Here is a 23,074-nt window from a genome sequence, read left to right as displayed (position 1 = left end):
AACCCTTCTACGTTGGTGCGGCGCAATCAGATTGCTGTGATGTGGGCGGCTAGGAGAAAGAAAGTCCATGTCGGCTATTTGCCAGGTCACGGGACGCAAGCCGCAGTTCGGCAAGTCCGTCTCGCACTCGCACCGCCGCACTTCGCGCCGTTGGAACCCCAACGTGCAGCGTCGTCGGTATTTTGTGCCCTCTTTGGGCCGTACCATCACCCTGACTGTTTCCACCAAGGGAATCAAGATCATCGATCGCGATGGCATTGAGTCCGTTGTCGCCAAGATTCGCGCACGTGGGGAGAAGATCTAAGTAATGGCACGTAATGACATTCGTCCGATCATCAAGCTGAAGTCTACGGCTGGCACGGGTTACACCTACGTCACTCGTAAGAACAAGCGCAACAACCCCGATCGCATCTCGCTGATGAAGTTTGATCCGGTCGTCCGCAAGCACGTCGAATTCCGCGAGGAGCGATAATCTATGGCTAAGAAGTCCAAGATCGCCAAGAACGAGCAGCGCAAGGAAATCGTCGCCCGCTACGCGGAGCGTCGCGCTGAGCTCAAGGCCGTCATCAACAACCCGAACACCAACGACGAGGATCGCCTGGAGGCTCAGTTCGAGCTGAACCGCCAGCCCCGCGACGCCTCGCCGGTGCGCGTCCGCAACCGCGATGCTCACGATGGTCGCCCCCGCGGCTTCCTCCGCAAGTTCGGCCTTTCCCGTGTCCGCATGCGCGAGATGGCTCACCGCGGTGAGCTCCCGGGCGTCCGTAAGTCCAGCTGGTAAGAGAGGGTGGCAAACATGAAGCAGCGCACCAACCACAAGAAGGCGCGGATCGAGCAGTCCCGCCGCCCGAAGAAGAACCCCCTCAAGGCTGAGGGAATTGAGAAGGTGGACTACAAGGACGTCAAGACCCTTCGTCTGTTCATCTCCGACCGCCACAAGATCCGTTCCCGCCGCGTCACCGGCCTGACCCCGCAGCAGCAGCGTCAGGTCGCCACCGCAGTGAAGAACGCACGCGAAATGGCACTCCTGCCGTTCACCAGCCGCTAAACCGGCTGTAGGGCACAACAGCGCACTTTTGCCGCTGCCCCTTTGTGTGACACGGTAAAAGAACCTCCAACCCGCCTCCCCCGAATTTCGGGGAAGGCGGGTTGTTGCATTCCCAGGGTCCGGGCGCTGGTAATTTCTACTGATAATTCCACGTGCCACACCAGTTACCCGCCCGCCAGGAGGCTGCCCGTGCTTCACCCGTCCCTGACCGACCTCACCGAGCAGGCGCTCACCAGCCGCTCGCCCGCCATGGTCCGCGGCGTGCTGGCCGAGTCCAAGGACCTCCTCCGCAACGCCCTCTCCCACCAAGAGCCGGTCGGCGACCTCACCGCGTGGTACTCGCGGACCATTCTCGCGGCGCTGTCCAGCCCCGCCGTGGCATCTCTGCTTTCCGGGGTGACCGTTCGCCCCATCGGCGCCCTCGGCCGCCACGAAGCCCTCCCCACTGACCCCGTCGGGTGGATCCTCATCGGCACCTCCCCGGCCGCGAACTCCGCCCTGACGGAGCTCTTCCTCGAAGCCGGCCTGCCCGTCTTTGGCACCCACGACCCCGCCACGGAAACCCAGTGGTCCGAGCGGGCAGCGTCCGCCACCGATGCCGCTACCGCCGGCATGCTTATCGACGCCCACCTGCTCACCACCAGCCGCCCCCTCCCCGCTCTGCTCGAACGGGCCATCGCGCACCGCCCTCCGGCGGTCCGCCTCACCGAAGGCCGACCGGACTACGACACGGACGTCAACATCCACGCCACCCTCATGGATCCCGCCGTCGACGTCGCCCGCTGGGCCGGACTCCTCGCCTCCTCAACGGGGACGACAACCCGCGCCCGTCTCAGCGATGCCCTCGCCGCGGGCATCCTCACCGCCGATGAGGCCGATTCCCTCACCCAAGCCTGGAACACCGGCGCCGCCCTGGAAATGAATCGCTGGTACGACAACCTCCCCGGCGACACCACCCTCATCGCCAACCTATCCGCAGTCGACCGCAGCGCCTACGGAGCCGCCGCCCGCCTCGTCGCCAGCGCCCTCAGGTCCCTCGCCGCCCGACACAACATCTCCCTCGACGAAGGTCGCGAGCAGTGAGCTCGCCAACTGTGGTTATAATTCTTGGACCAAGCACCTTTTGGTCAATAGAAAGGAGTTGAGGGAACGTTGGCAGGAGCAGTAGGCCGTCCCCGCAAAAACAGCCCCCGACGCCGCGGTTCAACGGCCCGGGAAGAAATTCTCGACGCCTCCGCCGAGCTATTCACCACCAAAGGCTTCGCCACCACCTCCACCCACCAAATCGCCGACGCCGTGGGCATCCGCCAAGCCTCCCTCTACTACCACTTCCCGTCCAAGACCGAGATCTTCTTGACGCTGCTGAAGTCCACCATCGAGCCCTCCTCCCAACTCGCCACCTCCCTCGGCGAATCGGACGTCTCCCCCACCCTGCGACTCTGGGCGCTAGTCGCCGCCGAAGCCCGCCTCCTGCTCTCCAGCCGCTGGAACGTCGGCCGCCTCTACCAACTCCCCGTCGCCGCCTCCGAAGAATTCGCCGACTACCACGCCCAACGCACCGAGCTCAACGACATCTTCCGCTCCCTCGCATCCGCCATCGTCGGCGCCGACGACCCCCGCATCGACCTCCCCTTCCACATCGCGCTATCCGCCATCGAGATGCGCCCCAACGACGGCACCATCCCCGAGCCGCTGTCTACCTCATCGTTGCCGTCGACGGCCGTCATGCTTGCCGACGCCGCCCTCGACGTCCTCCACGCCCCCCTCCCCGACGACCGCGAAGCCCGCACCTTAGAGCTCATCGCTCAGGTCGGCGCCCCAGACAGCGTCTAAACGTCGGAGGCACACCGGCGGGGTACATAGATTCTCTAGAATGCGCGCGAGCGCTTGACGTTTCCCCAGGTCGCGGCCCGGCTGGATTTGCATTCTAGAGAATTCTTGTACGCGCTCCCCTGACAGATGACATCAGCTTGCCCAGTTGTTGCGACGGGCAAGCATTGGCTTCCCATGCCCGTCTCCTCCGGCAGCCGAATGCGCAATAATTTACCTTTTCGTATTGCCCCAGCCTGGCGACGTTTTCCGCAAAACCGCACAGCAATTGTGCGCAAGTTGGGCGGCTCAAACTATTACTTAACTCTCTGTTAGAGCAGAAGATGATGCACATCACATACGGCTCCGTGAAGGAAATCTCCAGAAAGGTGCATCATGTCATCTCTATCTGCCGCTCCACCGCCCACTTCCACCGACACCGTGGACCGCAAAGGACTCCGCCAAGTCGTCGGCGCCTCGATGGCTGGAACAATCGTCGAATGGTATGAGTTCTTCCTCTACGCCACCGCGGCCACGCTGGTCTTCAACAAGATCTTCTTTCCCCATTCAGACAACCCTTACGACGGAATTATCGCAGCCTTCGCCACGTACGCAGTCGGCTTCGTAGCGCGCCCCCTGGGCGGCATCATCTTTGCCCATTTCGGCGATCGCTTTGGACGAAAGCACCTCCTCCAGGTGGCAATTATCCTCGTCGGCGCCTCGACATTCCTTATGGGCTGTCTTCCCACCTACGGCCAAATCGGATACTGGGCCCCGGCCCTCCTCGTCGGACTCCGCTTCATTCAAGGCATCGCAGTCGGCGGTGAATGGGGTGGCGCAGTGCTGCTTGTCGCCGAGCATGCACCTAAGAACGAAAGAGGATTCTGGGCTAGCTGGCCCCAGGCTGCACTTCCGCTCGGCAATCTCCTGGCTACCGTAGTTCTCCTCGTACTTTCTGCGACTTTGACCGATGAGCAGTTCCTCAGCTGGGGATGGCGAGTCGGCTTCTGGCTCTCCATTGTCATCGTCGCCATTGGCTACTACATCCGCACCAAGATCCAGGATGCTCCCATTTTCCAGGAGACCAAAGCCCGCATCGAAGCAAATGACGAGACTCGGTACGGAGTATTTGAGGTGCTGAAGAAGTACCCCAGGGGCGTTCTTACAGCGATGGGCATCCGTTTCGGGGAAAACGTCCTCTACTACATGGTTGTCACCTTCTCCATCACTTATCTTTCAGTGTGGGTCGGGATGGACACCAGTAGCATCCTCGGACTCATCTTGGTCGCGCATCTCCTGCAGTTCTTCATGATTCCGATCGTCGGACGGCTGACTGACACTTTCGGCCGGAGACCAGTGTCGATAGTGGGCTCCCTCCTCGCAATGGCGTGGGCATTCACCGCATTTCCGCTCCTCAACACCGCCGAGCCCCTTGTGGTTCTCCTCGCAATCACCTTGGGCTTGCTAGCCCACTCAGTGATGTACGCCGGCCAGCCTGCTGTCATGGCGGAAATGTTTCCTACCCGCATGCGATACGCCGGAGTGTCATTCGGCTACCAGGTCACATCAATCGTCGCAGGATCCGTGGCACCCATCATCGCGACGACCTTGTTGAGCCACTATGGATCCTGGATTCCCATCGCGATCTACATTTCCCTGGCGGCTTCTATCACCCTGGCCGCTTCGTTGGTTCTCCGTGAAACCAAGGGGGTCGCCCTCGCCGACATCGACGCCGACGACCATCAACGCCACCTGCTCAACGTCTAGAAACGTCGCCAGCTTCAGCTCGGGGATCAGATCACGTCAGTTCCCCGGGCTTTGTGCTGTTCCATGGTGGCCTTTTCCAGCTCTGCCGCCTCCAGCTCGAGCATTTTCAAGCAGGCTCGAACTGCTGGGTTTCGATTGTTCTCTTCACGGACAACTGCCCAATACGTCACTTTGTGGATGAACTGCGAGGGAAGAAGTCTGACCAACCGAGGATCATTGCCAAGGTAGTCAGGCAGCAGTCCGAAACCAGCTCCTGACAGTGTGGATGCCATGTGAGCAAACACGCTGGTCGAGCTGATGCCGTCCTTAAAGGCCGGAATACGTCTCGCGCCGAGGTCCAAATCGTCGACCTGCAGCGCAGACTCAATGTAGTAATTCAATCGATGGGTCGCCAGATCCTCCAACGTCGTGGGTGTCCCCATCCAGTTGAGGTACTCATTTGTGGCGTATAAGCAGAGGTTGTAGGACATCAATCGCCGGGTCAGTGCCTTATTCACTTTCGGATGCCCGATCACGACCTCGATATCTACTCCCGAACGTCGTTGTCGAACCTGCTGGGTGGCAGTCATAATTTCAATGCCCAGACCTGGCTCTGCCCGCTGCAACTTCGCGAAAGCCGGTACGGCCACGTTGGTAGTGAACGCGTCTGGAGCGGCAACCCTGACGACACCGGTTAGCTGCGTTGAGTCCTTGTCACTATTGAGGGAGTGGAGCTCCTGGAGTGATTTTTCCGCAGTCTCGGCTGCCACCATCGCCCGCGCACCAAACTCCGTAAGCTCCCAGCCATTGTGGCCACGCGTTAAGAGCTTTTCCCCGAGAGACTTCTCCAGGTCAGCCAGCCGCCTCGAAACGGTTGAGTGGTTGACACCCAACGTTTCTGCCGCAGCTGTGAAGCGTCCCAGCCTCGCCACCGTCAGAAAAGTGAGAAGCGCCTCCAAGTGGCCTGTCTCTATTCGCGACACCATGCCCAGAATTGTGCATTATTGCAGACCAGTGGTGCAAGAATCGCCCCGCTTAACCCATTGATGCACAATTGACAGCCCCATAGTATGAGGTGCAGATCACATTCACTCTGGAAGTGACTTAAGGAGAGGAAATCAAAATGGCTACCATCGGATGGATTGGCCTCGGCAACATGGGCGGGCCGATGTCCACAAACCTTGTTAAGGCAGGACATGTTGTCCGCGGCTTTGATCTCAACCCTGATGCCGCGACTCGTGCTGCGGCAGCAGGCGTCACCGTCGTCGAAAGCATCGCAGCGGCGTGCGAGGGCGCAGACGCCATTTTCACCATGCTGCCCAAGGGTGAACACGTCCTGGGAGTATTCGGAGCCCCCGGCGGAATCTGGGAGAGCGCTTCCCACAACGCGATCCTCATCGATAGCTCGACTATCGACATAGCGACCTCACAGAAGATTCACGATGCCTCTATCGATCAGGGGTTTTCCTTTGTCGATGCTCCTGTCAGTGGCGGAACCAGCGGCGCTGCAGCAGGGACGTTGGCTTTCATGTTGGGCGGAGCACCAGGCGACATTAAAAAGGCAGCATCCTTCATCGAGCCCATGGCGGGAAAAATCTTCGAAGCCGGTGGCCCAACCATGGGCCTCGCTGCCAAAATTGCCAACAACATGATGCTGTTCATCACCATGCTGGCCAACTCTGAAGGATCTCAGCTAGCTGAGCAACTTGGGCTCGACCCACAGGTCTTTTGGGAGATTGCCAGCGCGTCATCTGGCCGATCCTGGTCTCAACAAACGTGGTATCCCGTTCCCGGCATCATTGACAGCGCAGCAGCCAACAACAATTTCAATGCCTCTTTCGCTGTGGACCTCGCACGCAAGGACGTGGGATTGGCACTCGATGCTGGGCGAGATGCTGGCATCAACCTGCCAGCCGCGACTCTCATTGCTGAACAGTTCGACCGACTCATTGAAGAAGGCTACGCGGATCGGGACTGCACCCTAGTTACCAAATTCGTGAATCCGGATGAGTCCTTGCGGGGTTGGAATCCCGAGCTCTGACGGTCCCACCTCATCCTCCTTCGAAAGGCACATTCCCACTATGACAACAGCAACCGTCTCCCACGTCGTCGGCGAGAAGCACATTGACACTGCGACACGTTCGCTCAAGGTATTCAATCCGGCCACTGGCCAGGCTATTCGGCAAGTTCCGATGGCCGACCTCGACTTCCTCAACGACGCGGTATCGATAGCCGCCGAGGCTCAGAAGCAGTGGCGCGAGACCGGCATTGCCAAGCGCAGCCGTGTCTTCTTCGAACTAGCGTCCATCATCCGACGTGACCAAGAGGAACTTGCGCGCATCATCAGTGAGGAGAATGGAAAAACGCTCCCAGATGCCGCAGGAGAAATTGCTCGCGGCCTGGAAAACGTCGAGTTTTGCGCTGGAGCCCTCAACCACCTCAAGGGGGAACACCTGGAGCAGGCCTCCGGCGGCATCGACGTCACTCAGCTCAAACAGCCACTCGGCGTCGTCGCCTGCATCACGCCATTCAATTTTCCGGCAATGGTGCCACTCTGGATGGTCTCCACGGCGATTGCGGCCGGCAATGCAGTCATCCTCAAGCCTTCGGAGAAAGTTCCCTCGTCGGCAGTGTGGCTTGCCGAAGCATTCCACAAAGCCGGGCTACCCGCAGGAATCCTCAATATCGTCCATGGGGATAAAGAAGTGGTCACCGGGATCCTTGAGCATCCCGACATCAAAGCTGTTTCCTTCGTGGGATCAACTCCCATCGCAAAGCACGTTTACACTACGGCGGCCGCACATGGGAAGCGCGTCCAGGCATTGGGTGGAGCGAAAAACCACATGGTCGTCATGCCGGATGCGGATCTAGACGGTGCCGCCGATGCAGCTATCTCCGCCGCATTCGGGGCGGCCGGTCAACGGTGTATGGCTGTATCAGTTCTCGTTGCAGTCGGTGATGTCGCAGATCCGCTGCTGGAGAAGATCCAAGACCGCATGACCGGACTTACTCTCGGTGATGGGGCACGTGAGGGGACTGACGTCGGCCCGCTCATCACAGCTGAGGCGCGGGACCGAGCACACCGGATCCTTGGTAGTGCTGCGGATGAGGGAGCCACCATTGTGGTCGATGGAAGGCCCGCCGCCGAGGGGATGGATGGGTTCTTCATCGGTCCGAGCTTGGTCGATAACGTTCGCCCGGGCATGCAAGTCTATGACGAGGAGATTTTTGGACCAGTGCTATCAGTGGTTCGCGTCGACTCATTCGACGCCGCCGTCTCACTCATCAATGCAAGTCGCTTTGCCAACGGAGTTGCCTTGTTTACCCGTGATGGCCGCTCGGCTCGGCAGTTCCAACTCGAGATCGAGGTGGGCATGGTCGGTATCAACGTCCCTATCCCGGTACCAATCGGAGCCTTCTCCTTTGGAGGGTGGAAGGACTCACTCTTCGGTGACACCCACATGTATGGGCCGGAGTCATTCAACTTCTACACCCGCAGGAAGGTGGTCACTACTCGCTGGCCGCTGCCTAGCGAGTCTCAGATCGAGCTGGGATTCCCTACAAACTAGGGGCTAGGAACTGGACCCCGCCGTGATGTTCACCGGCGGGGTACATAGATTCTCTAGAATGCGCGCGAGCGTTGCCCGTTTTCCCAGGTCGCGGCCCAGCTGGATTTGCATTCTAGAGAATTCTTGTACGCGCTCCCCCGCGGGAGCGCGTGCAGTGCTGACTAGTGGGCGAAGTGACGTGCGCCGGTGAAGTACATCGTCACGCCCGCCTTTTCTGCGGCGGCGATGACTTCGTCGTCGCGGATGGAGCCGCCGGGCTGGACGACGGCTGTGACACCGGCGTCGGAAAGCACTTCGAAGCCATCGGCGAAGGGGAAGAAGGCGTCGGAGGCAGCAACGGAGCCCTTGGTCCGGTTCTGATCGCCGGCGAGGGTGTTGGCGCGTTCGACGGCGAGCTTGGCGGAGTCGACGCGGTTGACCTGGCCCATTCCTACTCCGACGGTGGCGCCGTCGCGGGAGATGAGGATTGCGTTGGATTTGACGGCGCGAACGGCGGCCCAAGCGAATTGGAGGTCGGCCAGGACCTGGTCGGAGGCGGCGCGGCCGGCAACGAGGGTCCAGTTGGCGGGATCGTCGCCCTCGGCTTGGAGGGCGTCGCGCTCTTGGACGAGGACGCCTCCGGAGATCTCGCGGCGTTCGAGTCCGGTGCGGGTGAGGGGCCCGGCGAGGAGGACGCGGATGTTTTTCTTGCGGGCGAGGACATCGACGGCTCCGGCGGCGTAGGACGGGGCGATGATGACTTCGGTGAAGATGTCGGCGACCTGTTCGGCCATGGCGACGGTGACTTCGCGGTTGGCGGCGATGACGCCTCCGAAGGCGGACATGGGGTCGCTGGCGTGGGCGCGGCGGTGGGCGTCGGCGATGGAGGTGTCAGAGACGGCGATGCCGCAGGGGTTAGCGTGTTTGATGATGGCTACGCAGGGGCGTTCGTGGTCCCAGGCGGCGCGCCAGGCGGCGTCGGCGTCTTGGTAGTTGTTGTAGCTCATCTCCTTGCCGTGCAGCTGGGTGGCATTGGCCAGCCCGCCAGCACCCTTGTCGGCGTAGAGAGCCGCTGCTTGGTGGGGGTTTTCGCCGTAGCGCAGGGTGTGGGAGAGGTCGTGGGAGGAGCCGATCCAGGCGGGGAAATCGCCGCTGTCGTCGGCTTGTTCGCCGAGCCAGGTGGCCACGGCGACGTCGTACGCTGCGGTGTGGCGGAAGGCGTCGAGGGCGAGGCGGGTGCGCTGGGGGCGGGTGAAGCCGCCGTCGGAAAGCGCGACGGTGACGTCGGCGTAGCGGGACGGCGAGACAACGACGGCGACGGACGGGTGGTTTTTCGCAGCGGCGCGGACCATGGAGGGCCCGCCGATGTCGATTTGCTCGACGCACTCATCGAAGGAGGCGCCGGAAGCGACGGTCTCGGAGAAGGGGTAGAGGTTGACCACGACGAGCTGGAAGGGCTCCACACCAAGGTCGGCGAGCTGTGCCAGGTGATCGTCTTTGCGCGTGTCGGCGAGGATGCCGGCGTGGACCTTGGGGTGCAAGGTTTTGACGCGCCCTTCGAGGCATTCGGGGAATCCGGTGAGCTCTTCGACGGGGGTGACGGGGATGCCTTGCTGGGCGATGGTCGCCGCGGTAGAGCCAGTGGAGACAATTTCCACGCCGGCCTCATGGAGTGAAGCGGCGAGCTGTTCCAGCCCTGTTTTGTCGTAGACGCTGATCAGTGCGCGTTTGATTACCTTGCGATCATCGCTCATGGATGAACTTAACCTTCCTGGTGGTCTGGTCTATGGTCGCCGCCCTCAGCACCGAAACGATGAGTTGGCGTTCGATCTGCTTGATTCGCTCGTGGAGGGAGCCTTCATCATCCCCCGGTTCGATGCTCACCGCTTGCTGCGCGATGATTGGGCCCGTGTCCACTCCGGCATCGATGAAATGGACGGTCGAGCCGGTGACTTTCACCCCATGGGCGAGGGCGTCGCGGACGGCGTGCGCTCCCGGGAATGAGGGAAGCAGGGCCGGATGGGTATTGATGATGCGACCACCGAAGCGATCGAGCACGCCCGCGCCGAGGATTTTCATGAATCCGGCCGAGACGATGAGGTCCGGGTTGGCCTCCGCTATCGCGTCGGCGAGTGTGACGTTCCAGGCTGCACGGTCGCCGTCGAGCTCAACAACATGCGTATCGACGCCCGCCCCTACCGCACGTTCCAATGCCGGGCACTCAACGTCAGCGATGACGCGAGAGACCCGAAAAGAATCATCCTGGTTATCCAGAAGCGACTGCAACAGGGTGCCGCTTCCGGATACCAGGACGACAACGTTGAGCCGGGTATTCGCGGGAGGAAAAGTCACGCGTTTGATACTAGCCCGTGGGCGGCTCTTTCTCGTCGTCTTCTCCCCCATCTTCGGTGACCGGAGTGTCCTCTGTTATTACAGTGTCTTCTGAGTCTTCTGTTTCTTCTGAGACGACCTCTCCCTCGAGGATTTCTTCCTCCTCTTCGGGTTCTGGGCTCGGCTCCGGTTCTGGTTCGGGTTCTGGTTCCGGCTCGGCGACCACCACGGCTGGCGCCCGACGATCCGCAATCATCCCGACGGCCGCTGCCACGAGCCCAATGCCCGCGATCCACACGAAAGCCAACCCGACGGTCATCCACAACATCGGGCCGACGTGACCGAAGTAGCCCACTTGCCCCGACGTGAGATAGCAGGCGACGAGGGTGAGCCCCGCGGCAATGGCGCCTGAGGCCAATGCCTGACGAAACCCAGGGCGCACCCGCCCGTGCACATACGCGCACACCGCCGCCACGATGAACAACAACCCGATGGCCCAGTCATGGACGCTCCCCGGGATGAGGGCAAGCAGGGACAGCGGAGGGAGCTGGACCAGATCAATGGCGTAGAGCGAGACGGAGGCTGCGCCGAAGTGAAACTCCGAACCCAGCAGGACGGCAATTGACCAGATGAGTGCATTCGGCAGATAGAGCAGGCTGACAATCACCATGCCAATGAAGCCGCCGGCACCCTGGTAGACCTGCGCGACCTCAACCTGGCGCGACCACCCCGTAACCAGGAGGATGAGGAACAGCACCAACGAGGCGATCGCCAGCCAGGTGAAGATGCGGACGGCGACCACGGCGGCGTCGACAAGCCATTCCGGCGCGCCGTAGCGGCCGAGCAACGCCCGCCACAGCCGACCGCCCATCCCGATGACTACCGCGAGGCCATGCACGAGCACGGTGCGGCCGATGGCATGGCCGAGGGGCGGCGGCCCGACGTCGAAGACACGGCCGGCATCCCACATCATCCCGGCGGCAATGAGGGTGAGCACGACCGGGATAAGCAAGGCCGCCGTAACCAAGACAATAAGGTCGGCGATGCTCACCCGATCGCGGACCGCCCGATGGATGCGGCGGGCCATGAAGGCGATGAGGCCGATGGTGGGCAGAAGCGGCAGCACGCCAATGGTGATTCCCCCGGCGTTGACCGGCACCAGATTGAGCAGCAGCCACAGCTGCGCGATGGTCGCCGAGAACGCAGTGAGGGACAGGCCCGTAATCATGAGGCCGGACAGGCCCACCACAATGAGCCCCAACACGAGGATGGCCAACGGGATAGCGACGACAGGAACATAACGACGCACGCGCCCCACAGTCGTCGTGGGTGCCTGCGGGGCAGCATCCGGGGTGCGGCTCGGGCGAGACGTCGTCTTGCTGCCCACACGAAGGTTGCGCAGGCGCCGGCCCGGACGCGACTGGGGACTGGTCTTTTTGCTCATCATCGTCCACTGTGCCACGATGGCCAATCGGAAAACGGATGGCGCGTCCGATGCCCGCGGGGAATGTAACACTCCTGGGAACTTTTACGAATACTTAAGGTTTTTTCTTAATCCAGTTGCCTTGAGGCAATCGAGACGCTATCGTTACCGTTCGTAGATAACAAGATTGTCACAATCCCATAACCCAAATGGGACGTGGCGAAATGGAAGAGGGCTTCATGCGACAGACGACTCAGCGGTCAGCTCGAGGTAGGCACCGCAAGATCTCCACCTCGCAGACGACCAAAGGTCGCATCGCACTCGTGGCAGTAGCCACCGGTGCGGTATCCACTGCAGGTATCGGCGGCGCCGCCGCTGCCTCCCTGCACAACCAGGACGCACCCGCCGGCAACGACATTGAGCTCGCTGCCAACGCAGGCGACCTCGCCGGCGCCCTCAACGCATCCCCGCAGATCCTGGCAATCGCCGAGTTCAAGCCGGTCGTCAACATCCAGGACCAGCTCAACAAGGCTATCGAATACAACGTTAACCGCGTCCAGGCCGACCTGGCCCAGCGCGGCCCCGCCGTGGTCAAGCCCGCCGAAGGTGCATTCACCTCCGGCTACGGCATGCGCTGGGGCGCCCTCCACGCGGGCATCGATATCGCCAACGCCATCAACACCCCGATCCTGGCAGTCATGGACGGCACCGTCATCGACTCCGGCCCGGCCTCCGGCTACGGCAACTGGATCCGCATCCAGCACGCTGACGGCTCCATCTCCGTCTACGGCCACATGGAGACCCTCAACGTCGCCGTCGGCGAGGTTGTGCACGCTGGCCAGCAGATCGCCGGCATGGGTAGCCGCGGTTTCTCCACCGGCTCCCACCTCCACTTCGAGATCCACCCCGCTGGTGGCGGAGCAATCGATCCGGTTCCGTGGTTCGCGGAGCGCGGCATCGTCATCGCCTAATTTGCTTTCTTCCAGAAGGACTCGACCGGGGTGGTCGGGTCCTTTTCTTATGTCCGACGCGTGATCCCGACCCCCTGATCGCGACCGGAACGCCTCCGCGGGCGATTAAGGGCCAACAAACAACACATAATGCGCTAAAAGTCGGGGTCAGCCCGTCGCGATGACTATTCAGCCGAGCCTGCCTGGCCCTTTTTCATGGCTTGCGTGATCCCGACCTCCTGATCGCGACCGGAACGCTTTCGCGGGCGATTAATAGCCAGCACACAACACATAATGCGCTAGAAGTCGGGGTCAGCCCGTCGCGATGACGATAACAGCACCCGCCACCCATTGACGCCCTTCAGATTACCCAGTAACCTGAACCACGAAGGTTACTCAGTAACCTCCGTCTCCCACAAAGGACGCCACCATGTCGATCAAATACTCCATACTCGCACTCCTGGCGAAGGGCCCGTGCTCCGCCAGCCAACTGCAGAACCAGTTTCGGCAGGTTACTGATGAATTTTGGCCACTGAACATCGGCCAGGTCACCCAGACGATCTCCCGACTGGAACGCGATGCCCTCATCGAGCCCGCCGAGCAAATCATTGGTGCCAACGGCCACCCCACGGACACCTACCGGCTCACTGACCAAGGCCGCGCGCTCCTGGCCACGTGGTGGACCGAGCCCGTGATCCGCCCCAAGGCTGAGCGCGATGAGTTGGTGATCAAAGTGGCTCTGGCCGCGCATTTCGATGAGGTAGATCTCATTGCGCTCCTCGATAGGCAGCGCCGCGCCGCCATCGCTGATCTGCGCGCGCTCACTATTACTTCCCGCGATTTGCCCGATACGCGCACGGCCGAACGCCTCCAGGTTGAGCGCCGGATTCACGATTTGGAGTCCGAGGTTCGCTGGCTTGACCGCGTTGAGGCTCTTTCCCGTCCAGGTACCCACCCCGCAACCAAGGAGGCATGACCCATGTCACCCACGTCCCCTTACCCCATTGAGCTCCAGAACGTTTCCTGCGTGTACGGGCAGGGTCCCCGTCAGGTCGTCGCCCTCGACGATGTGTCGTTGGCGGTGTCTCCCGGCGAGCTCGTGGCCGTCATGGGTCCGTCCGGCTCGGGCAAGTCCACGTTGCTCAACGTTGCGGGGCTGCTGCAAACTCCGACCTCCGGTCGGGTGCTTATCGACGGCGCCGATGCCGCCGATCTCTCCCCGTCCCGGTCCGCCCAGCTGCGGCGAAGCCGCATCGGCCTGGTCTTCCAGCATTACAACCTTGTTCCCACTCTCACCATCGGCGAGAACGTGACGCTTCCCCTCGAACTGGACGGGGTCTCCCCCGCTCAGTGCCGGGACGCTGCGGAGATCGCTTTGGCCGAGGTCGGTCTCGAGGGCCTGGCAGCGCGTTTCCCCGATGAGATTTCCGGCGGGCAGGCCCAGCGCGCGGCCATCGCCCGGGCGCTCATCGGTGAGCGCCGTGTGCTGCTTGCCGATGAACCCACCGGCGCCCTGGATACCACCACTGGCGACGCCGTCCTGCGCATCCTGCGCGAGCGCGTCGACTCCGGGGCCGCTGGCCTGTTGGTGACCCACGAGCCGCGCCTCGCCGGCTGGGCTGACCGAGTTGTCATGGTGCGCGACGGGCGGATCTTTGATGAGGATGATCAGCGATGAGCACCCTCCTAGCCGCCACCCGACCTACCCGGCGCGACATGGTCAAACACCCTTGGCGCTTGTTTGCTGCCATGTTGCTCGTCGCCCTGCCGGTATTCCTGATCGTCTCTTTGGCCACTTACGAGTCATCTTCAAACAACGTGCTGCGGGCCACCGAGGTTCATTCCACGACGTGGAAGGGCGGGGGCGCGTCGTGTGTCCAAACTGTCTCTGGCTCTAACTCTGAGTGCACCGGCACCGCCAGCACTGGGAATGAGCGTGAGGAGCTGGAGCGGGCCCTACCATCGGGCTTTCGCACGGAACTGAGCGTCCTCCTCCCGGGTGAACTTCGGGCCGACAACAATCGGACCGTTTATTCCTCGATTCAGCAGCTTCCGGCGGAGTCGCTACCGCATAACCTGCAACCGCGCACCGGCACCCTGCCCGCCTCTGGCGAGATCATGATTTCTCCGAGCATCGCGGACCAACTACAAGTCTCCGTCGGGGACTCCATCACCTTCACTTCTCCCGATCACGAGGGAGCCTCCGGTCCGCTCCGCATTTCTGGCACGATGCCGGGCGCCTGGCCCCTGACCATCCAACCCACCTTGTTCTCCCCGGAATCGGTCTCCACGGAGTTTGAGGGCTTCGGCTCGGGCATTTCGTGGGTAATCTCCGGAGATCGGAAGTTTACCTGGGAGGACGTGCAGGCTCTCAACGCCGCAGGCTTCGTGGTCAACTCCTTGGATGTCAAGGCCAATCCGCCCACGGAGGAAGAACTCGATCCGGCGATGCGTGGCCTCGAGCCCATCTATCCTGACCAGTCTCTGAATTTCTTCCTCTCCATCATGGTCCCCAGCATCATGCTGGTCGGCATGCTCATCCTCCTCATCATTTCACCGGTGTTCACCATCGCGGTGTCCCGCCAGACGAAGGTTTTCGCCTTGATGAGTTCCCAGGGAGCGACGCCTCGTCAGATCCGCTGGGCAGTCCTCGCGTATGGCCTGGGCGCCGGTCTGGTTGGTGCGACCCTCGGCGCGGCTATCGGCCTTGCCACCGCCACCGGCTGGTGGATGTATCGCTACCCCGGATGGCCGATGAATGTCCCGTGGCAGATTGTTGGTGCCGCCTGGGTGACGGCGGTGATCGGCTCGGTCGTCGCGGCATTCTTGCCAGCGGTTTTGGCATCGCGGGCGTCGATAAGCGCCGGCATCGCCGGGGCCGCTCCTGACCGTATGATGCGCTGGCGACCGTGGATGGCGGTTGGTCCCGTCGTTCTTGTGCTGACTCTGGCGTTTCTCGGGGTGATGCGAGAGTTCATCCCTGACTGGTACATGTTTTATGAGTCCTTTGGCAGGCTAGTTGTCATTGCTGCACTAGCTGCTTCGGCACCGGCGCTGGGATGGTTGATCGCCCGACTCGGTCGAACTGCTCCTCTGACGCTGCGGCTCGCCGTTCGTGACGCCGGACGGCAGATGATGAAAACGGCTCCGGCTCTCGCCGCGATCATGGCGATATCATTTGTGGCGGTTTCCGTGTGGACGAGTGCTGAGACCTCGAATAACCGTCAGCTCACGGAGACCGCGGAGGTATATCAATATGACACCGCCACGATCATGTCGTCTGGTTACCTGCCTCAGGAACTCAAAAAAGAGGAGCTGCAAAGCACCCTCGACAGCGTCAAAGCGATAACCGGTCCGGCGAAGGAGGTAGACCTTTACGGCATGCCTATGACCCTCGTCACTGGGGACCCTCACCCAACTCTCTCGATTAAGTACCCTGACTGCCGTTGGCCAGAAGAATTAGAGTCAGAAAAATGCTCCGCACTGACCAACAGCGGATGGGTAGGGGGTCCGTTCAGAGCGGGCATGGCAAGCACAGTCTTCGGCGGCCCCGACTTGCTGGAGATGTTTGCCCTTGATGATTCAGTTCGGCAAGAAGCGAGTACCGCTCTATTACGGGGTGTGGTTCTCATTCCGACTTCTCAAGCGATTCTCGTCGAGGAAGATGGAACAGCCACCTTCGAACTCCTGACAGGTGACATCGCCGAGCCCATCCAATTGCCAGCAATGGCGGTCTTACCTGCAGGCGGAGGGGCAACCATCATTCCGCGCGAGGTAGCGGGGCAGCTCGGTCTCCACTACGAGTATGTGGGCACCACGTTGATGCCTTTGAACAAGCTCACTTACGAGCAGCGCACAGAGATAAGCGATTCACTCAAAGAATCGGCAATCGGGCTCAATGCGACCTTTACTCCAACGTTCGGTGTTAGCTGGAAGTACACTGCACCGCTACTTGCAGGCATTCTTGCCCTGATCGTGGTCGTGGTTGTTGCGCTGGTCCTGGCCTTGTCGATGCAGACGTCGCGCCGTCACTTCGCGCTTATCGACGCCCTCGGAGCCTCACCCTCACTTCCCTCCCGGGCCACGGCCCTCTTCGCTGGTGGTCTGACCCTCGCCGGCACCCTCACGGGTAGCGTCATCGGGCTGCTGTTTACCTGGCTGACACTGCAAGCGGATTATCACAATTACTTCTCCGGCGAGATTGAAAGGCTGGGAGATGTTCAGTTCTTCCAGATCAACTGGTACCCCATCATCGCGCTGGTGGTAGTAGCCCCGCTCCTGGCCGCTGGGGTGGGCTCGTTGTTCCATCGCCGCCGCGCGGAGTTGGAGTATCGGGAGACGTAAGGTTCTTCATCCGTGAACCCCATCCAGGTGTTGCTGGGTGGGGTTTTCTCACGCCGGTTGGGGCGGGCAAGCTCCTTTTCTACCCCCAACCCGGTGCACCACTAGTTAATTTTAGTCACATTAGTAACATAGGAAACATGGCTCTGACCTGCGCTTTTCCAGGGCGTCGAGTAGCGAAAACCCCTCTACCTGCAGATTTATCCGTTGATCCTGCGGAGGATTGCAGGTAGCTTTAACTCGTTCCCAATCACGAGAAGGTTGACGCATGTTCACACGCTTCGGAGGCAAGGCTTTTCTTGCTGCCACCGCCATCGCCACCATCGGAATCACTTCCACCCTGGTTGCCCCTTCCGCCTCCGCCCAGGAGGCTTCTTTCACGGTCAATCAGAACGGAGTCAGCGGCTTCGACGCCGATGACGCCAGCACCGCTCTGAAGGCGATCATCCGACTCGCGGAGGCCGCCAACAACGGCAAGGTCGGTGCTGCGGTTGATCCCAAGGCCGATGCTGGCAATGCAGGCAGTTCGGACTCCAACGTCATCATCGACCCGCTCATGCTCCTCCTCGGCAGCTCCGGCCCCGACATCCTGCCGAAGGACCTCAGTGATCTCCTCGGGGTCACCACCACCATGCGCCCCGTCCGCGGCCAAACCGCCGACGGCCGGACGGTCGTGTTCCCCACCAGCGGTACCTTCACGTCGGGCTACGGCTCCCGTTGGGGCGCGACCCACGAGGGCATTGACATCGGCAACTCCGTCGGCACCCCGGTCCTCGCAGTCATGGATGGCACGGTCATTGACGCTGGACCGGCCCAGGGCTTCGGCAATTGGATCCGTATCCGCCACGACGACGGTTCGATTTCCGTCTACGGCCACATGAACACCTTGGACGTCAACGTCGGCGAGCGAGTCACTGCCGGTCAGCGCATCGCGGGCATGGGCAACGAGGGCCAGTCCACCGGCCCCCACCTCCACTTCGAGATCCGGCCCGATGGCGCAAGCCCGGCCGACCCCACCGCGTGGTTCGCGCGGAACGGGATCACCGTTCGCTAAAGCTTCTCCATAGGCACGCCGCCGATGAGCATGAGGCGCACCTTGCCGGATGATCCGAAATCGATGGTCACCGTGGCACGGGCACCCGAGCCGTCGGCGGCGATGACCGTTCCCAGGCCATATTTGTCGTGGTTGACCCGGTCTCCCACCGCCAATTCCAGATTGTTGTTGCGGGACGCCTTCGGCAGGCCCGGCTTCTTCTTCGGGGCACTTGGCCGCTGATAGCCGTACATGCCGCCCCCACCGCCGGAACTCATCCCCCACGAATCGGAGAAGGAATGCTCCGGCTCCTCTCGGCGCCAATCGATGAGCTCCGGGGGGATTTCCGCCAGGAAACGGCTCGGCGGGTTGGTCACCGAGTTGCCCCAGGAGGAGCGCAACATGGCTCGGGTGATGTAAAGCTGCTCACGGGCACGAGTGATACCCACGTAAGCCAAGCGTCGTTCCTCCGCGAGCTCCTTCGGGTCCCCGAGGGCGCGCAGGTGCGGGAACTGGCCGTCCTCCCATCCGGTGAGGAACACGACGGGAAACTCCAGGCCCTTGGCAGTGTGCAGGGTCATGAGCGTGACCACGCCCTGTTCATTGTCGGGGATCTGGTCGGCGTCGGCCACCAGCGAGACCTTTTCCAAAAAGGCCTGGAGAGAGCCCGGTTGAGCCTCACCTTCCTCCGGCTCGAATTCATCCCCATCCATCTCGGCATAGGCCACCTGGTTCGCCGCCTCCGAGGAAAACTCCCGGGCCACGGACACGAGCTCGTTGAGGTTGTCCAAGCGAGCCCCGTCTTGCGGATCATTGCTCGCTTCCAGTTCACCGCGATAGCCCGTGATGTCGAGGACGCGGCTGATCAACTCACCGAGATCCGGCATTCCCGTGACCTCGTTGGTCATCGATGGCATCTCCGCGCGGACCGCGTCCATCATCTCGTTGAACTTCGCAACCGCATTGCGCCCACGCGCACCAAGGAAGTCGACCTTGTCCCCCGCGGCGTCGATAAGCGCCTGTCCGAAGGACTGATTGTTGTTTTCCGCGTGCAACGCGATGAAGGCCTGCGCCCGGTCGCCGATGCCGCGGCGCGGGGTATTGATGATGCGCCGCAGACTCACCGTGTCATCCGGATTGTCCAGGACCCGCAGGTAGGCGACTAGATCGCGGATCTCACGGCGCTCATAGAAGCGCGTGCCGCCGACCACCTTGTAAGGAATTCCGGAGCGGATAAAAATATCCTCCAATGCGCGGGAAGCATTGTTCGTGCGGTACATCACCGCCACATCGGCATAGGTCTTTCCCTTATCGACGATCGCGTCAATCTCCCCGGCGACAAACCGCGCCTCATCGTGCTCATTGTCCGCCACGTAGCCGATGATCTCTTGCCCGTTCCCCAGCGCCGTCCACAGCTTCTTCTCCCGGCGGCCATCATTGCGGGAAATGACCGAGTTCGCGGCATTAAGAATCGTCTGGGTCGAGCGGTAATTCTGCTCCAACAGAATCGTGCGCGCCTGCGGATAATCCCGCTCAAACTCCTCGATATTGCGGATCGTCGCCCCACGGAAGGCATAAATCGACTGATCCGAATCGCCCACCACACACAATTCCGGGGCATCTGGCCCATCCCCAACCAACCGGGCGATGAGCATGTACTGCGCGTGGTTGGTGTCCTGATATTCATCGATGAGGACGTGGCGGAAGCGACGCCGGTAGTAATCCGTCACCGCCGGATGCTCGGTGAAAATCCGCACGACCTCACCGATCAGGTCATCGAAGTCCACCGCATTGGCCGACCGCAGCCGCCGCTGATAATCCTTGTACACCTGCGCAACCGTGATCTCGAAGGGATTGTGAGTCGCCTCCGCATCCGCGATAGCTTCCTCCGGCCCAATCAACTCATTCTTCAAATTAGAAATCGCACCGGCCAACACCCGCGCCGTGAAACGCTTGAGATCCAGGGAATGATCCTTAGCGATCATGCTGAGCAGACGGCGCGAATCATCCGAATCATAGATGGTGAAGTTGGTGTTCAACCCCGGCACCAACTGGGCCTGCTGGCGCAGAATTCGCACGCACACCGAGTGGAACGTGGACACCCACATCCGCTCCGCGACTGGGCCCACGAGGGCGGCGACGCGCTCCTTCATCTCAGCGGCAGCCTTGTTGGTGAAGGTAATGGCTAAGATTTCAAAAGGCGAGACACCCCGCTGGCTCATCAAATAGGCAATGCGGCGGGTCAGCACGGCGGTTTTACCAGAACCCGCTCCGGCAACGATAAGAAGCGGGGAACCCGCGTGCTCAACGGCAGCGCGTTGCTGCTCATTGAGACCGAGAGTGAGATCCTGGGAAGAAGGCTGAGGGCGCTGAGGGCTAGGCGTAAACGGCGATTCCATGATGACTAACAACCTACTCGTAGGTCCCGACACAACCCCCGTGGCACAATGTGGGACATGAACGATGCTGCTGAGAACCAGTTTGAAATCCGGATGCCTTCCGGCACCGAGGACCCATTGTCGGACGCGGAAATTCAGCAGTACCGCCAAGAAATCGACCGCCTCGACCGAGTCATCCTCGACTCGGTCAAACGCCGCACCCAAGTATCCAAGGCGATCGGTAAGACACGCATGGGCTCCGGGGGCACCCGCCTCGTCCATACCCGCGAACTAGCCATCATCAATCAGTTCCGTGAGGAACTGGGCCCGGAGGGCCCAGAGATTGCCTCCGCACTGCTGAAGATGGGGCGGGGACGGTTGGGGTAAACGCGGACGTCGATAAGCGACTTTCTAGTCAGTCGTGTCGAAGACGACCTCAAACTCGAGGAGTTCCGCACCAGTGGCGACGGGCTTGCGGGCCTCGCCGCTGTGGGCCTTGCGCGCATCCCCATCGCGCCACGCGACGTAGGACTCCTCATCGGCCCAGCGGGTGACCACGAAGTAGCGGTCTTCGCCGGCGACGGGGCGCAAGAGCTGGAACCCTTCGAACCCGGGGGAGGAATCGACGGCGTGCTTGCGGGCGGCGAAGCGGGCCTCCAGCTCGGATCCGGCGTTCTCGGGAACAGTGATGGCGTTGATCTTGACGATGCTCATGTGATCATTGTGCCTTTTATTTCCCTCCGGCGGCGGGATGGTCGGTTCTTCACTAGATTCGGGGTAGATACGCAATTTGTCCATCAATTTAGGAGCCCACGACATGGCTGACATCACCCTCTCCGCCGAATGGAAGAACCTGGAGGCCGTGTACGAGCGGACTCAGGCGACCACGCTGCGGGAGTTGTTCGCCGCCGATCCCGAACGCGCACATGCCCTCACCTTCGATGCTGCGGGTCTGCACGTGGATCTCTCCAAAAACCTCATTGATGAGGAGACGGTGGAAGCTCTCATCGCCTTGGCCAAGGAATCAGAGCTCACCGACTCCATTGAGGCGATGTTCACCGGCGCCCACCTCAACAACACGGAGGACCGCGCGGTACTCCACACCGCACTGCGTTTGCCTGTGGACCAGGACCTGGAGGTCGACGGCCAAGATGTCGCCGCTGATGTCCATGAGGTGCTCGGTCGCATGCGCGATTTCGTTTCCGCGCTGCGTTCCGGCAAGTGGCAGGGTCACACGGGCCACACCATCAAGAAGATCGTCAACATTGGTATCGGTGGCTCTGACCTCGGGCCCGCGATGGCCACTCTCGCGCTGCGCCCCTACGCCACCGCGGGCATCACCGCTGAGTTCGTCTCCAATGTTGATCCGGCGGATATGACGGCCGTCCTGGACAACCTTGATGCGGATTCGACGCTGTTCATCGTTGCCTCCAAGACGTTCACCACCCAGGAAACCCTGGCCAACGCCCACGCCGCCAAGCGCTGGCTGCTGAAGAAGTTCGATGGCGATGAGTCGGCCGTGGCCAAGCACTTCGTCGCTGTGTCCACGAACGCCGAGAAGGTCGCTGAGTTCGGGATCGATACGGCCAACATGTTCGGCTTCTGGGACTGGGTCGGCGGCCGCTACTCCGTGGACTCCGCCATCGGCCTGTCGCTCATGGCGGTCATCGGCCCCCACGACTTCATCCGCTTCCTTGAGGGTTTCCGCGCGATGGATGAGCACTTCCGCTCGACTCCCTTTGAGAAGAACGTTCCTGTTCTCATGGCCCTGTTGGGTGTTTGGTACTCGAACTTCCATGGTTGCGACACCCACGCGGTGCTCCCCTACTCCCAGGATTTGGCCCGCTTCCCTGCCTACTTGCAGCAGCTGACCATGGAGTCCAACGGTAAGTCCGTGCGTCGCGACGGTGCGCGGGTGTCATACTCCACCGGAGAAATCTACTGGGGCGAGCCGGGTACCAACGGCCAGCACGCCTTCTACCAGCTCATGCACCAGGGAACCCGCGTCATCCCCGCCGATTTCATCGGCTTTGCCCGCCCAAAGGATGACCTGCCGACTGCCTCTGGCGAAGGCTCCATGCACGACCTCCTCATGGGCAACCTGTTCGCCCAGTCCAAGGTCCTGGCCTTTGGCAAGAACTCCGAGGAAATCGCCGCGGAAGGTGTTCCCGCGGAGCTCGTGGAGCACAAGGTCATGCCGGGTAACCGCCCCTCCACCACGATTCTCGCGGAGGAACTGACCCCGGCTGTGTTGGGTGCGCTCATCGCCCTCTACGAGCACATCACCTTCGTCCAGGGTGCGATCTGGGGCATCAACTCCTTCGACCAGTGGGGCGTGGAGCTGGGTAAAGCCCAGGCCAACCAGCTGGCGGCCGCCGTGTCCGGTGAGGAAGAGGTCAACTCCGGGGACTCCTCCACCGACTCACTGATCCGCTGGTACCGGTCGAAGCGCTAGGTAGATCCGCTT

General features: G+C 61.5%; 22 protein-coding genes. 16 read left to right on the top strand and 6 right to left on the bottom strand.

All coding sequences use genetic code 11. From position 1 onward, the window contains the following. Positions 1 to 67 precede the first annotated feature (67 nt). The 7 genes from rpmB (at position 68) to CTEST_RS03680 (ending at position 4,624) form a co-directional block, all read left to right on the top strand. Entirely contained in the window at positions 68 to 304 is a 237-nt protein-coding gene (rpmB, locus tag CTEST_RS03710; RefSeq protein ID WP_047252595.1) for a 50S ribosomal protein L28, read from the top strand. A 3-nt stretch (positions 305 to 307) separates the two neighbouring features. Next, the gene (rpmG, locus tag CTEST_RS03705) at positions 308 to 472 is read left to right on the top strand and encodes a 50S ribosomal protein L33 (RefSeq protein ID WP_006822996.1); all 165 of its coding nucleotides are present in this window, start codon (positions 308 to 310) and stop codon (positions 470 to 472) included. Positions 473 to 475: 3 nt separating this feature from the next. Further along, positions 476 to 781 (top strand): 30S ribosomal protein S14, encoded by a 306-nt coding sequence (rpsN, locus tag CTEST_RS03700; RefSeq protein WP_047252594.1) that lies wholly within the window; start codon positions 476 to 478, stop codon positions 779 to 781. A gap of 15 nt (positions 782 to 796) precedes the next feature. Then, positions 797 to 1,048: a 30S ribosomal protein S18 gene (gene rpsR, locus CTEST_RS03695; protein WP_047252593.1), complete on the top strand. Its 252-nt coding sequence runs from the start codon at positions 797 to 799 to the stop codon at positions 1,046 to 1,048. 189 nt (positions 1,049 to 1,237) lie between these two features. Beyond that, complete coding sequence (locus CTEST_RS03690; protein ID WP_052844289.1) at positions 1,238 to 2,131, top strand: putative nucleotidyltransferase substrate binding domain-containing protein; 894 nt, start codon at positions 1,238 to 1,240, stop codon at positions 2,129 to 2,131. 69 nt (positions 2,132 to 2,200) lie between these two features. Continuing rightward, on the top strand, positions 2,201 to 2,881 hold the full coding sequence (locus CTEST_RS03685; RefSeq protein ID WP_047252592.1) for a TetR/AcrR family transcriptional regulator: 681 nt from the start codon (positions 2,201 to 2,203) through the stop codon (positions 2,879 to 2,881). Positions 2,882 to 3,253: 372 nt separating this feature from the next. Next, a complete protein-coding gene (locus CTEST_RS03680; RefSeq protein WP_047252591.1) occupies positions 3,254 to 4,624 on the top strand; it encodes an MFS transporter in 1,371 nt (456 codons plus the stop codon). 26 nt (positions 4,625 to 4,650) lie between these two features. Here the strand turns inward: CTEST_RS03680 and CTEST_RS03675 are convergent, their stop codons facing one another. Next, complete coding sequence (locus CTEST_RS03675; protein WP_047252590.1) at positions 4,651 to 5,589, bottom strand: LysR family transcriptional regulator; 939 nt, start codon at positions 5,587 to 5,589, stop codon at positions 4,651 to 4,653. 137 nt (positions 5,590 to 5,726) lie between these two features. On the opposite strand from CTEST_RS03675, the gene mmsB reads away from it, so the two are divergent. Together mmsB and CTEST_RS03665 are read left to right on the top strand one after the other, a co-directional pair. Then, complete coding sequence (mmsB, locus tag CTEST_RS03670; RefSeq protein ID WP_047252589.1) at positions 5,727 to 6,644, top strand: 3-hydroxyisobutyrate dehydrogenase; 918 nt, start codon at positions 5,727 to 5,729, stop codon at positions 6,642 to 6,644. 40 nt (positions 6,645 to 6,684) lie between these two features. Then, a complete protein-coding gene (locus CTEST_RS03665; RefSeq protein ID WP_144413212.1) occupies positions 6,685 to 8,172 on the top strand; it encodes a CoA-acylating methylmalonate-semialdehyde dehydrogenase in 1,488 nt (495 codons plus the stop codon). Between the two features lie 161 nt (positions 8,173 to 8,333). Here the strand turns inward: CTEST_RS03665 and purH are convergent, their stop codons facing one another. Genes purH through CTEST_RS13650 form a run of 3 tightly spaced genes read right to left on the bottom strand, consistent with a single transcriptional unit; the run spans position 8,334 to position 11,944 of the window. Further along, on the bottom strand, positions 8,334 to 9,905 hold the full coding sequence (gene purH, locus CTEST_RS03660) for a bifunctional phosphoribosylaminoimidazolecarboxamide formyltransferase/IMP cyclohydrolase (protein WP_047252588.1): 1,572 nt from the start codon (positions 9,903 to 9,905) through the stop codon (positions 8,334 to 8,336). Further along, positions 9,895 to 10,554, bottom strand: coding sequence for a phosphoribosylglycinamide formyltransferase (gene purN / locus CTEST_RS03655; protein WP_052844288.1), 660 nt, complete (start codon positions 10,552 to 10,554; stop codon positions 9,895 to 9,897). The genes purH and purN overlap by 11 nt, the downstream gene beginning before the upstream one ends. Further along, positions 10,514 to 11,944: a cell division protein PerM gene (locus tag CTEST_RS13650; RefSeq protein WP_158408144.1), complete on the bottom strand. Its 1,431-nt coding sequence runs from the start codon at positions 11,942 to 11,944 to the stop codon at positions 10,514 to 10,516. The genes purN and CTEST_RS13650 overlap by 41 nt, the downstream gene beginning before the upstream one ends. A gap of 200 nt (positions 11,945 to 12,144) precedes the next feature. On the opposite strand from CTEST_RS13650, the gene CTEST_RS03645 reads away from it, so the two are divergent. The 5 genes from CTEST_RS03645 (at position 12,145) to CTEST_RS03625 (ending at position 18,250) form a co-directional block, all read left to right on the top strand. Beyond that, positions 12,145 to 12,876 (top strand): M23 family metallopeptidase, encoded by a 732-nt coding sequence (locus CTEST_RS03645; protein ID WP_047254193.1) that lies wholly within the window; start codon positions 12,145 to 12,147, stop codon positions 12,874 to 12,876. Between the two features lie 409 nt (positions 12,877 to 13,285). Further along, positions 13,286 to 13,831, top strand: a complete 546-nt coding sequence (locus CTEST_RS03640; RefSeq protein WP_047252587.1) for a PadR family transcriptional regulator — start codon at positions 13,286 to 13,288, stop codon at positions 13,829 to 13,831. A 3-nt stretch (positions 13,832 to 13,834) separates the two neighbouring features. Further along, positions 13,835 to 14,533 carry an ABC transporter ATP-binding protein gene (locus tag CTEST_RS03635; protein WP_047252586.1) on the top strand — a complete coding sequence of 233 codons (699 nt, stop codon included), beginning with the start codon at positions 13,835 to 13,837 and terminating at the stop codon, positions 14,531 to 14,533. Further along, positions 14,530 to 17,199 carry an ABC transporter permease gene (locus CTEST_RS03630; RefSeq protein ID WP_047252585.1) on the top strand — a complete coding sequence of 890 codons (2,670 nt, stop codon included), beginning with the start codon at positions 14,530 to 14,532 and terminating at the stop codon, positions 17,197 to 17,199. Before CTEST_RS03635 ends, CTEST_RS03630 begins: the two co-directional genes overlap by 4 nt. Positions 17,200 to 17,464: 265 nt before the next feature. Next, positions 17,465 to 18,250, top strand: a complete 786-nt coding sequence (locus tag CTEST_RS03625) for a M23 family metallopeptidase (RefSeq protein ID WP_047252584.1) — start codon at positions 17,465 to 17,467, stop codon at positions 18,248 to 18,250. Here CTEST_RS03625 and pcrA read toward each other — a convergent pair. Continuing rightward, complete coding sequence (gene pcrA / locus CTEST_RS03620) at positions 18,247 to 20,628, bottom strand: DNA helicase PcrA (RefSeq protein ID WP_047252583.1); 2,382 nt, start codon at positions 20,626 to 20,628, stop codon at positions 18,247 to 18,249. The genes CTEST_RS03625 and pcrA overlap by 4 nt on opposite strands. A gap of 57 nt (positions 20,629 to 20,685) precedes the next feature. On the opposite strand from pcrA, the gene CTEST_RS03615 reads away from it, so the two are divergent. Beyond that, a complete protein-coding gene (locus tag CTEST_RS03615; protein ID WP_201774818.1) occupies positions 20,686 to 20,994 on the top strand; it encodes a chorismate mutase in 309 nt (102 codons plus the stop codon). Between the two features lie 24 nt (positions 20,995 to 21,018). Here CTEST_RS03615 and CTEST_RS03610 read toward each other — a convergent pair whose 3' ends face one another. Next, complete coding sequence (locus tag CTEST_RS03610; RefSeq protein WP_047252581.1) at positions 21,019 to 21,321, bottom strand: antibiotic biosynthesis monooxygenase family protein; 303 nt, start codon at positions 21,319 to 21,321, stop codon at positions 21,019 to 21,021. A gap of 103 nt (positions 21,322 to 21,424) precedes the next feature. On the opposite strand from CTEST_RS03610, the gene pgi reads away from it, so the two are divergent. Next, on the top strand, positions 21,425 to 23,062 hold the full coding sequence (gene pgi, locus CTEST_RS03605) for a glucose-6-phosphate isomerase (RefSeq protein ID WP_047252580.1): 1,638 nt from the start codon (positions 21,425 to 21,427) through the stop codon (positions 23,060 to 23,062). Positions 23,063 to 23,074 lie beyond the last annotated feature (12 nt).

Origin of the sequence: Corynebacterium testudinoris, assembly GCF_001021045.1 — a bacterium.
GTDB classification, from domain to species: Bacteria; Actinomycetota; Actinomycetes; order Mycobacteriales; family Mycobacteriaceae; genus Corynebacterium; species Corynebacterium testudinoris.
Note: the sequence above shows the minus strand (reverse complement) of the source record. Positions and strands in the feature narration are given on the sequence as shown.

Bases quoted from the DNA above. Each gene is read 5' to 3' on its own strand.
- purH (WP_047252588.1), bottom strand. From the start codon at position 9,905: ATGAGCGATGATCGCAAGGTAATCAAACGCGCACTGATCAGCGTCTAC.
- CTEST_RS03630 (WP_047252585.1), top strand. From the start codon at position 14,530: ATGAGCACCCTCCTAGCCGCCACCCGACCTACCCGGCGCGACATGGTC.
- CTEST_RS03635 (WP_047252586.1), top strand. From the start codon at position 13,835: ATGTCACCCACGTCCCCTTACCCCATTGAGCTCCAGAACGTTTCCTGC.
- pcrA (WP_047252583.1), bottom strand. From the start codon at position 20,628: ATGGAATCGCCGTTTACGCCTAGCCCTCAGCGCCCTCAGCCTTCTTCC.
- CTEST_RS03640 (WP_047252587.1), top strand. From the start codon at position 13,286: ATGTCGATCAAATACTCCATACTCGCACTCCTGGCGAAGGGCCCGTGC.
- rpmB (WP_047252595.1), top strand. From the start codon at position 68: ATGTCGGCTATTTGCCAGGTCACGGGACGCAAGCCGCAGTTCGGCAAG.
- CTEST_RS03610 (WP_047252581.1), bottom strand. From the start codon at position 21,321: ATGAGCATCGTCAAGATCAACGCCATCACTGTTCCCGAGAACGCCGGA.
- pgi (WP_047252580.1), top strand. From the start codon at position 21,425: ATGGCTGACATCACCCTCTCCGCCGAATGGAAGAACCTGGAGGCCGTG.
- rpsR (WP_047252593.1), top strand. From the start codon at position 797: ATGAAGCAGCGCACCAACCACAAGAAGGCGCGGATCGAGCAGTCCCGC.
- purN (WP_052844288.1), bottom strand. From the start codon at position 10,554: ATGGGGGAGAAGACGACGAGAAAGAGCCGCCCACGGGCTAGTATCAAA.
- CTEST_RS03645 (WP_047254193.1), top strand. From the start codon at position 12,145: ATGCGACAGACGACTCAGCGGTCAGCTCGAGGTAGGCACCGCAAGATC.
- CTEST_RS03675 (WP_047252590.1), bottom strand. From the start codon at position 5,589: ATGGTGTCGCGAATAGAGACAGGCCACTTGGAGGCGCTTCTCACTTTT.
- rpmG (WP_006822996.1), top strand. From the start codon at position 308: ATGGCACGTAATGACATTCGTCCGATCATCAAGCTGAAGTCTACGGCT.
- mmsB (WP_047252589.1), top strand. From the start codon at position 5,727: ATGGCTACCATCGGATGGATTGGCCTCGGCAACATGGGCGGGCCGATG.
- CTEST_RS03680 (WP_047252591.1), top strand. From the start codon at position 3,254: ATGTCATCTCTATCTGCCGCTCCACCGCCCACTTCCACCGACACCGTG.
- rpsN (WP_047252594.1), top strand. From the start codon at position 476: ATGGCTAAGAAGTCCAAGATCGCCAAGAACGAGCAGCGCAAGGAAATC.
- CTEST_RS03615 (WP_201774818.1), top strand. From the start codon at position 20,686: ATGAACGATGCTGCTGAGAACCAGTTTGAAATCCGGATGCCTTCCGGC.
- CTEST_RS03665 (WP_144413212.1), top strand. From the start codon at position 6,685: ATGACAACAGCAACCGTCTCCCACGTCGTCGGCGAGAAGCACATTGAC.
- CTEST_RS03625 (WP_047252584.1), top strand. From the start codon at position 17,465: ATGTTCACACGCTTCGGAGGCAAGGCTTTTCTTGCTGCCACCGCCATC.